The 9,430-nt window shown below is 66.6% G+C and carries 12 protein-coding genes; 6 read left to right on the forward strand and 6 right to left on the reverse strand.

All coding sequences use genetic code 11. The features are described from left to right. Positions 1-41 precede the first annotated feature (41 nt). Positions 42-671, reverse strand: a complete 630-nt coding sequence (locus NJ1_RS21500) for a VOC family protein (RefSeq protein WP_218025239.1) — start codon at positions 669-671, stop codon at positions 42-44. A gap of 145 nt (positions 672-816) precedes the next feature. Here NJ1_RS21500 and NJ1_RS21505 point away from each other — a divergent pair, with 145 nt between their 5' ends. Continuing rightward, positions 817-1,728, forward strand: coding sequence for an SGNH/GDSL hydrolase family protein (locus NJ1_RS21505; protein WP_067697260.1), 912 nt, complete (start codon positions 817-819; stop codon positions 1,726-1,728). 309 nt (positions 1,729-2,037) lie between these two features. Further along, complete coding sequence (locus tag NJ1_RS21510; protein WP_067697262.1) at positions 2,038-2,961, forward strand: esterase/lipase family protein; 924 nt, start codon at positions 2,038-2,040, stop codon at positions 2,959-2,961. 34 nt (positions 2,962-2,995) lie between these two features. Here NJ1_RS21510 and aat read toward each other — a convergent pair whose 3' ends face one another. Beyond that, positions 2,996-3,733: a leucyl/phenylalanyl-tRNA--protein transferase gene (gene aat, locus NJ1_RS21515; RefSeq protein ID WP_245717511.1), complete on the reverse strand. Its 738-nt coding sequence runs from the start codon at positions 3,731-3,733 to the stop codon at positions 2,996-2,998. A 208-nt stretch (positions 3,734-3,941) separates the two neighbouring features. Between aat and NJ1_RS21520 the strand changes: the two genes are divergently transcribed. Continuing rightward, the gene (locus tag NJ1_RS21520) at positions 3,942-5,885 is read left to right on the forward strand and encodes a potassium transporter Kup (protein ID WP_067697264.1); all 1,944 of its coding nucleotides are present in this window, start codon (positions 3,942-3,944) and stop codon (positions 5,883-5,885) included. An 89-nt stretch (positions 5,886-5,974) separates the two neighbouring features. On the opposite strand, the gene mbp1 is transcribed toward NJ1_RS21520, so the two are convergent. Both mbp1 and NJ1_RS21530 read right to left on the reverse strand, forming a co-directional pair. Then, positions 5,975-6,220: a microaggregate-binding protein 1 gene (mbp1, locus tag NJ1_RS21525; RefSeq protein ID WP_067697266.1), complete on the reverse strand. Its 246-nt coding sequence runs from the start codon at positions 6,218-6,220 to the stop codon at positions 5,975-5,977. 383 nt (positions 6,221-6,603) lie between these two features. Beyond that, the gene (locus NJ1_RS21530) at positions 6,604-6,831 is read right to left on the reverse strand and encodes a hypothetical protein (RefSeq protein ID WP_067697268.1); all 228 of its coding nucleotides are present in this window, start codon (positions 6,829-6,831) and stop codon (positions 6,604-6,606) included. Between the two features lie 451 nt (positions 6,832-7,282). Between NJ1_RS21530 and NJ1_RS39310 the strand changes: the two genes are divergently transcribed. After that, positions 7,283-7,486 carry a hypothetical protein gene (locus tag NJ1_RS39310; protein WP_157574138.1) on the forward strand — a complete coding sequence of 68 codons (204 nt, stop codon included), beginning with the start codon at positions 7,283-7,285 and terminating at the stop codon, positions 7,484-7,486. Next, on the forward strand, positions 7,483-7,878 hold the full coding sequence (locus tag NJ1_RS21540; RefSeq protein ID WP_067697272.1) for a hypothetical protein: 396 nt from the start codon (positions 7,483-7,485) through the stop codon (positions 7,876-7,878). The genes NJ1_RS39310 and NJ1_RS21540 overlap by 4 nt, the downstream gene beginning before the upstream one ends. Positions 7,879-7,915: 37 nt before the next feature. Here the strand turns inward: NJ1_RS21540 and NJ1_RS21545 are convergent, their stop codons facing one another. Next, positions 7,916-8,563, reverse strand: coding sequence for an NUDIX hydrolase (locus NJ1_RS21545; protein ID WP_067697273.1), 648 nt, complete (start codon positions 8,561-8,563; stop codon positions 7,916-7,918). 108 nt (positions 8,564-8,671) lie between these two features. After that, a complete protein-coding gene (locus NJ1_RS21550) occupies positions 8,672-9,118 on the reverse strand; it encodes a nuclear transport factor 2 family protein (protein WP_067697274.1) in 447 nt (148 codons plus the stop codon). 102 nt (positions 9,119-9,220) lie between these two features. On the opposite strand from NJ1_RS21550, the gene NJ1_RS40230 reads away from it, so the two are divergent. Continuing rightward, on the forward strand, positions 9,221-9,430 hold a 210-nt coding region (locus NJ1_RS40230), incomplete at its 3' end, for a hypothetical protein (RefSeq protein ID WP_218025240.1).

The raw sequence follows: 9,430 nt of genomic DNA on the forward strand, positions 1-9,430 counted from the left end.
CAGTCTGCCCCCTCTCCGAGGGCAGGGCCCGCTCATCCGGCTCAGGCCGTCGCCTCCCACACGAAGCCGTCCGGGTCGACGAACGAACCGATGCCGCTGTCCATGACGATGCGATGCGAACCGCTGCCCTCCGGCGACATCCCGGCGTCCTTGGCGGCGGACTTGTGCGGGTACATCGCCAGGGTCACCGGCGAGCCCTTGCCCTCGAACTCGGCGTACTTGCCACCGAAGCTCTTCGCGACCGTCAAGCCGCGATCGGCGTAGAACTGCTTGCTGGCCTTCACATCCGCCACACCCAGCAGCAACACCAGGTCGTCGATCTCGCGGGTGAACGGGCCGACATCCTTCTTCTTCGAGGTGTCGACCTTCCAGATCGTGCCCTCCGGCGCCTGCAGCACCGCGCCGTAGCCCCACAGGCTCTTCTTGGCGGGCTTGATGATCGTGAACCCGGCCTCGACCGCGGTGCCGATCAGGCTGTCGACGGTGGAGGGCTGCGATACCACGAGGGAGAGCAGGAATCCGCGGAAGCCGGTCGAGGGGGTCTGCGAGGCCCGGAACCCGATCCGGTCGCCGAGGCCGAACGCGGCCTCGTAGATCGCGGCGGCGGCCTCGATATCGGCCACCTCGAGCTGAACGTTGATGTCGGTGCTGGTCATCGTGTTGTTTTCCATGCCCATAACGATATGGAGGGCGCGCGCAGGTCACATCCGTGCCGACCACGGAACCGCACCACGGAGACTCGGTAGGTAGCTCACCGTCGGTCCACGGACCAGACGGTCCAGGAGAACAGGCGCCATCGCGCTTAGTGTGGTCGGCATGCGGCTGCCGATTTTCTCGTGGACCCGGACGTTCGCCGCAATCGCGGCGCTGACGGTCCTGGGCGGGTGTTCCTCGGGGTCACCCGCGGGCGAGGAACCGGAAACGAACAGCGCACTCCTTGCCGAGTATGTGGCACTCGGTGATTCGTTCGCGGCCGGGCCGGGGATCGCTCCGGCGAGTATGGGCGATCCATGCTTCCGCGCCGCCGTCAACTATCCGCACCTGGTAGCGAAGAACTTGGGCGTCAAGACATTTCGCGATGTGACGTGCAGCGGCGCCCGGACCGAGAACATTCTGACCACGCCGCAGACCGGCAGGACCGCCGAGGCGACGGTGCCGATCCAGCTCGACGCCCTCACCGCGGACACGAGTCTGGTCACCCTCACCATCGGCGGGAACGACGCCGGCCTGCTCACCATCGCGAACCAGTGCGTCAATCAGCGACCCGAGCCGGACGGCGAGTCCTGCCGAGACCGGTTGACCGCGAACGGTATCGATCGCGGTGCGCAAGCGGTCGATGCGGTCGGGCCGCCGATCGCCGACGTGCTGAACGCAATTCATCGCGAAGCGCCACACGCCCGCGTTCTGATCACCAGCTACGGCCTCTACACCCGTGACGGCGGCTGCCCGTCCCAACCGGTCTGGCCCCGGGACGCCACCTACCTCCAGGGTCTCGTCGACCGTTTGGCCGCCCTCACCCGCACGGCGGCCGCCGAGAACCACGCCGAGTTCGTCGATCTCATCGGCCCGGGTGCGGGGCACGACGGCTGCGACACCGCCGACAACTGGGTCAACGGCATCGTCGCCCGCCGCCCCCAGGACGGCGTGGTCCCGCTGCATCCGACCGGTCTGGGCGAGACGAACTTCGCCCGCATCATCGTGGAGCAGTTGAGTCGCGCAGCGTCGTAATACCTTTATCCGCAACGTCTTTCGATGTCGAAATCCCAAGCTCGCGCCGCTACGGCGGCATCTGCCCACCCCCGGTCGAGTGCCGCCGGTGAAGATCGGCGGTGCCGATCACATCGCCAGGACTCGGGCGGGCGATGGATTCACCGTCGCGCACTGCGATCAGCTACTTCGACCGGACTGTTGAGGCAGGGAGAGTGAGCAGACGAAGCCGAGTGCGGTATACCGAAAGCTCTTCCAGGACAGTCGCTTCTACATTACAGTCGGCACCCGGAGGGAACTGGAACACGTTCCAATGGGAGGGGCTTCATCATGCCGAAATGGCGAATCGGATCATTGCTGTGCGCGGCCGCGGTGGCGGTCGGCGCGGGTGCCGGGCCCGCGCAGGCGGAACTGCCGGTGGAATACAGCACGTTCAGCGGAATACGCGCCGAGCTGACCAATCCCGGCGGATCACTGCCGGGTAGCAACAACTGGGACTGCGCACCCAGCGCGGCACACCCGAATCCCGTGGTGCTGGTGCACGGCGGGGCCGGAGCCGGTGCTCAAACCAATTGGGGCACAATCGTTCCACTGCTGGCCAATGAGGGCTACTGCGTCTTCGCCCTGACCTACGGCGCCCTCGATCTGCCCTGGCCGATCTCGGCCCTGGGCGGGATGACCGGCACCTCCCAGCAGAACGCGGCCGTCGTCGGCGCATTCATCGAACGGGTCCTGGCCGCGACCGGCGCCCGGCAGGTCGACATCGTCGGCCACTCCCTGGGCACGCTGCTGCCGAACTATTACGCGAAACGACTCGGCGGAGCATCCCGCATCGACCGCTACGTCTCATTCGCCCCGCTGTGGCTCGGCACCTTCGGTGATCAGCTGGCCACGGCCCGTGCATACGCCGCCCAGTTGGGGGTGAGTTCCACCCTCGAGGCGCTGCTGGAGGCCCAGCCGACCGGCAAGGAAGCGCAGACCGGTTCACCGATGATGGTCGACCTGCAGTCGGACGGCATGTACGTCCCCAGCATCACCTACACCAATATCGCCACCACCCACGACCAGGTCGTGCTGCCCTACACCTCCGGACTGCTGCCCGGCGACGGCGTCACGAATATCCTTCTGCAAGACGGCTGTCCGCAGGACACACCCGATCACCTGGGCATCATCGCCGATCCTCGCGCGGCCGCCTACATGCTCAACGCGCTCGATCCCCGACACCCACGCCCGGTCCCCTGCGTCGCTGGATAACCCACGGCCGCCGACCGCCCGCATCGGTGCTCGTTCACGCCGGTAGGTGATCGAGGGAATTCGGAATCGGAATCTCGAATTCCCAGGGACCGGGGACAGCGGGGAGAGCGGCGGCCTCGCTGTGCCGGTGCAGGTACTCCGCACGAGGCAGATCGACGGCGCCGAGAGACGCGAGGTGACTGGACGTGACCTGACAGTCGATCAGGGCGAAATCCCAGGCGACCAGTTGGGCGCAGAGCCAATACAGCGCCACCTTGGAGGTGTCGCGGGCACGGGAGAACATCGACTCACCGGCGAAGGAGCGACCGCGGGCGACGCCGTAGAGGCCGCCGACGAGCTCACCCTCACGCCACACCTCGACCGAATGCGCGTGACCGAGGTGGTGCAGGCGCAGGTAGGCCGCCAGCATGTCGGAGCCGATCCAGGTTCCGTCCTCCTTCGCCCGCGGTCCGGCGCACTGTGTCATCACCGCGGCGAAGGCGCGATCCATGGTGACCGCGTAATCAGCGGCGGCAACGGATCGGCGGTAGGACCTGCTCACCCGCAGGTCCGTCGGCACCAGAATGCTGCGCGGATCAGGGCAGTACCAGTGGATCGTTTCGCCGGGGTTGTACCAGGGAAAGATGCCCGCGGAGTAGGCGTTCAGCAGCCGCTCCGGCGACAGATCCCCGCCGAGGGCGACCAGTCCGGACGGATCCGCGCTCTCGACGGGTGGGAACGGCTGATCTGGATCGACCAGATACATCCGCATCAGGTCACTGGCGTCGGTCACCGAACAGACATTACCGACCCGGCACCCAGGTCCCGGGAAGCTCGTACCACCCGAACTGCTCAGTGGCCGAGTGGATGATCGAGCGAATCACTCACTGCGACAACCTTGACGACGGTCGGGAGCTGCCGGTGCTGCCGGGCCACCCGCATCGGGCATTGTGGTCATCGACGCGCGATAGGGTGCGCATCCGCACACGAGGAGACCGTCCATGTCCGCAGTACCCGAAGTCAGCCCGCCGATCCACGCGGGACGTCCCGCCGCCGGGCCCGTCCGGGCCGCGGTTGTGGTCGGTGCGCTCGGGGTGGTGTTCGGCGATATCGGGACCAGCCCGATCTACACCATTCAGACGGTGTTCAATCCGAGCGACCCGCACCCGGTCCCGATCAGCGCCGACAATGTGTACGGCGTTGTGTCGCTTATCTTCTGGTCGGTGATGATCATCGTCACGCTGACCTACATCACGCTGGTGATGCGCACCGACAATGACGGTGAGGGCGGGATCATGGCCCTGATCACGCTGCTGCGGCGGCTGGCCGGCAAAACGGATCTGCGAGCGGCGGGCGTGCTCGCCGCGGTCGGGATCTTCGGCGCCGCACTGTTCTTCGGTGACGGCATGATCACCCCCGCGATCTCGGTGCTGTCCGCGGTCGAGGGCCTGAAGATCGTGTCACCGGGCTTCGACGATCTGGTCATTCCGATCACGGTGGTGATCATCCTCGGGCTGTTCTCGGTGCAGCATCGGGGCACCGCGGCGGTCGGGCGGCTGTTCGGGCCGGTGATGATCGCCTGGTTCACCACGATCGGGGTGCTGGGGGTGTCCGGCATCGCCCGGCATCCGGAGATTCTGAAGGCGCTCTCGCCGACCTATGCGCTGGGTTTCATGTTCGGGCACTTCGGTATCGCGTTCTTCGCGCTGGCGGCGATCGTGCTCGCGGTCACCGGCGCCGAGGCGCTGTATGCCGATATGGGCCACTTCGGCCGCAAGGCGATCACCCGCGGCTGGCTCGGCTTGGTGCTGCCGGCGTGTGCCCTGAGCTACCTCGGGCAGGGTGCGCTGATTCTCGGTGACGAGACCACGGTGGGCAGCCCGTTCTTCCTGCTCGCACCCGGTTGGGCTCGGCTGCCGCTGGTCCTGCTGGCGACCGCCGCAACCGTGATCGCCTCACAAGCGGTGATCACCGGGGCGTTCTCGGTCGCGTCCCAGGCCGCACAATTGGGCTACCTGCCGCGCCTGCGGGTGGAGCACACCTCCGAATCGACGATCGGGCAGATCTACGTTCCGCTGATCAACCGGATCCTGATGGTCGCGGTGCTCACGCTGGTGGTGACCTTCCAGAGTTCGGCGGCGCTGGCGTTCGCGTTCGGTATGGCTGTGACAGCGACGATTTCGATCACGACGCTGCTGTTCTTCTACGTCACCCGGGTCAAGTGGCACACACCGCTGTGGCTGGTCCTGCTCGGCGCGGTTCCGCTGCTGGGGATCGACGCGCTGTTCGTGGCGGCGAATCTCACCAAACTGGTCCACGGGGCGTGGCTGCCGTTGCTGATCGGTCTCACCGCGTTCACCGTCATGATCACCTGGGCGCGCGGGCGCGTGATCGTCACCGCCGCACGGGAAGAGGTCGAGGGATCGCTGCGCGCGTTCGTCGACGAATTGCAGCAGCGGGAGCCGCCGCTGGTGCGGGTGCCCGGCACCGCGGTGTTCCTCAATCGCGGCAGCGAGACCACGCCGCTGGCCATGCGCGCCAACGTCGAGCACAACCAGGTGCTGCACCAGCACGTGGTGGTGCTGTCGATCGATACACTGCCGGTTCCGCGGGTGCCGGACGAGCATCGCACCGAGATCGACGCGCTCGGCTATGCCGACGACGGGATCATCCACGTGGTCGCGCACTACGGGTACATGGAGCGGCCGAAGGTTCCGCACGCGCTGCGCCTGCTCGATCCGGCCCGCACCGAAGGTCGTCTCGATATCGACGGCGCCTCCTACTTCCTGTCGAAGATCGAACTGCGGAAGGGCAAGGCGCGCACGATGGCCCGCTGGCGCAAGAGCCTGTTCATCGCGACGTCGTACATCACCACCGACGCCGCCGCCTATTTCGGGCTGCCGGGTCAGCGGACGGTGATCATGGGCGCACAGGTCGAGGTATAGCGAGAAAGGACCGGGTGCCCGCGAGGCGGGCACCCGGTCCTTCGGTCATGCAGTGGGTTTGTTCTGCAGCGGATTTATCCTGCAGTGAGTTACTGACCCTGCTGATACGCGCGCTGGCGCTGCTCGTCGACCTCGGCCTCGGCGCGTGCCTTCTCCGCCTCAGCTTCCTTCACGGCCACCTCGCGCTGCGACTCGGCCTTGTCCTGCTGAGCGCTGCCTTCGCGGCGCAGTTCGTCGTTCCCCACGACCGCGCCGATGACCTCTTTGGCCTTGCCCTTGACTCCCTCGACGACCCCTTCAACACCTTCGAGGGGACCGCTCTTGTGCTCCGACATCGCTAACCTCCGAAATATGTTGCGTCACACGGACAACTACGACATGCCCGCCCAGACGCGACTGAATCGCCGATCTCGAATTCATCCCGTGCGATCCCGGTCACACCGCGCGGTCCCGGTCGCACGATGCCCCGCGTCCGGTGACAGTTCCAGAAACTGGACCGCACCCATCGGCCCCACCTCCGGACCCTCGATGGCGGCCCGCTCTCCGGATTCCTGCCGTCGCTACCGCCGGGCATGAGGGTTCGCGCGACGCGCACGGTGGAGTCCATGTCGCTCGGTGACACATAGCCCCGGCTCGCCGACTCGGCGCGACCGGACCGAGAAATCAGCCGGAACGCGTTCGCGCGGCGAGATGTTCAGCCGCGCGTCGGACGCGTCGCCTATGGGTGAAGCGGCAGGCAGTTGCTGCCTGCCTTCGCCGAGAACGTCTCCGACAGATCCTTCAGGAAACACAGAAACTGCACGGGCGCGCTCGCGCTGCCGCTGTCGGCGATCTGACCGCTGTCGGCGGCCGGGCTCTCCGGCGCGGCCGACGCCGGTACGGTCGCGAGTGCGGGAGCGAGAACAATTGAGCCGATGAGCATCACGGCGCCGAGACGAGTTCGCATACGGAAGTCCTTTCGAGCGACGGGCCGAATCCCACCGCGAGGCCGAACGTATTCGGATGCGCCGGAACGAAACAGCCCCGAAAAGTGGTGCCACCGGCACTCGGCGGGGAATGTGACGTCCGATAGTGTGGGCGGGAGGGAATCGATGGCGGATACGGATATTCGGGGACGTCGCGGGCGAGCGGTTCGACTGGGGCGCATCGCGGTTGCGGTGGTGGCCGTGGTGGGGGTTCCGATGTTCGGGATACATCGGTACCAGGAGTGGCTGAATCGCCCCGTCGAATCGGTTCGGATCGCCGAGGAGGTGACCGTGGCCGGGTTCGAGCGAGTTGCGCTCATTGTTTCTTCACCGGGTGATGATCTGCCTGACGCGTTGGCGTATTTCGCTGGGCCACAACCCTATCCGGATCCCGCCTCCGGCATATCGGTGCCTTCGATTCCGCTGAGGCCCGTGGACCGACTCGAGCCCGGCGCGACACAGGACATCCTGACCGCACGCGGGTCGCGCCCTGACTATTGCCATGCCTCGGTGTATCTCAACCCCAGCCCGTGGACGTACACCTCGGGCAAGCAGAAAGTACGGGCGAGCCTGGCCTCGGCGCAGAGCGCCGGGATGCTTCTCGTGCTGGTGCGGGTCGGGGGTTGTGGAGTATGAGCCTCGATCTCACCCGCGCGTACAACCGTCCTCAGGCCAACACCTTCGTGGTCGTCTCGGTGATGGTCGGCCTGCTGGTGACCCTCTTCACCGCGCTGATCTCGTGGATCGTGTTGGCGAGCTACTCGAACTACATCTTCGGCGGCGGCGACTGGCATCGGATCAGCACGGGTGCGTCGAAATCGATACCGGCACAGGCGTGTTTGTGGATGTCGTGGTTCATCGCGGGGATGACCTGCATGATCCTCGGCGGCCGTGCGGTGGCGCGTGGGCGAAATTTCCTGTGGGCCATCGTGATCGGCGTGATCGTCTACGAGATCGGACTGGACGTGACGATCGAGATCGCGACGCGCGGAATCGACGCGGCTTACGATCATCCGGGGTACCGCTGAGATCGTCGCGACGGACCGATGCGCGAGGCCGGGTAGCTCATTCCCAGGCGAAGCGGGGTTGGTCTATGTGGGCTACCCGGGTGGGGCGGTGACGCAGCGCCACCTCGCGGAACTGGTGCAGGATCGCGGCGGTGGGGGCGTGCAGAAAGCTGCCCAAGAGCGGGAGTTGGATGGCCTCGTGATCGGCGCCCGGAAGGGTGATGAAGTGCGGGTCGACGTCCAGGTCCGAGAGTGGGATCCAGTGCACCACAGCCACTTCGGCGGGGTTGGGGGTAGGGAGTGGAGAGTCTTGCAGCCAGGCCACGACGGGAGTCATGACGTACCCGGAGCGGGTCGGGTAGTCATCGAGCAGACCGAGGATCGCCGAGCGGGGGGCGGCGATTCCCAACTCCTCGTGCAGTTCTCGTAGTGCGGCGGTCTGCGCGTCCTCACCCGGGTCCAGCTTGCCGCCCGGCAGGGCGAATTGGCCGGCGTGGGCTCGCAGGCTCGAGGAGCGCTCGGTAAGCCAGATGCCCTGTTCCCCATGGTGATCGGCTACCGCTATCAGGACGGCGGCGGCTTTGCGACCATCCAGGTCGACGACTCGTCGCGGGAACACCTCCAGGGCTTCGGCGATCTCGCGTCGTAGCTGGTCAGCGGACACGTCACTCCAGCGGTACTCACTACTGTCCTCGTCGACCGGCATCAACCGAACCTAATTCGCCACGAAGCCCATCGTCAACGACCACGCCGACGCTCGACGTCACCGTGTCGATCACGACCGGTGTACCGCCATCGACCGGAGGTGTTCCGCTCAGGGTGTCCGGGGCAGCTTCGTGCGCAGGTGGCCGGACAGGTCGCCGGTCAACCGGATGTGGACTTCGCGCTCGGCGAATTGCCATCGGTCGCCCTGCCGGTGGAAACGATCGCGATAGCGCCCGGTCACGATGGGCTGCAGGGGTAGGTCCGGAAGCGCTTGCAGGACGGTGAAATAGGAACGCGCGGTGGCGGTGGTTCCATCGAATTCGACGGCGGTGTTGGTCGTGACGTGGTGTGTGCGAGGAGTGCCGTCCTCGTAGCGGATCACCATGGCGCGCAACATCTTCTCGACCCCCTCGGCGCCCTCGACGGAGGCGCCGCCGCTCGTGAACACGCCGTCCGCGAACAATGCGCCCACTCCGGCGAAATCTCCGTCGTCGACGAGTTCGGCGTACCTCGCGATCAGGTTCAGCACGGCGGTCGTATCGGCGGTTGAGCTCATGCCCTCCGAGAGTAGGCGAGTGCTGTGATGCCCGGGTCCGACTCCCACGGGATTCCCGGGGTTTCGACAGACCCTGCTCGGGACAGCCGCTGCCTCGAACTCGTGCCGACCGGTCCGGACGCGACCGAGCCCACCCCCGCGCCGGGCACTCGATCACGCGTGGGTGGGCTGGTCGATTCGACGTCGGGGCGGTGGTGGTGGACCCTCCACCAGCCGTCCGCGTCGTCGTTCTCGGGCGGGCCGAGTGGGTCAGCGGTGGCCGCCGCCACCGCCACCGCCACCGCCGCCACCGCCGCCGTGGCCTCCGCCACC

This window comes from Nocardia jejuensis NBRC 103114 (assembly GCF_001613145.1).
Lineage (GTDB): Bacteria > Actinomycetota > Actinomycetes > Mycobacteriales > Mycobacteriaceae > Nocardia > Nocardia jejuensis.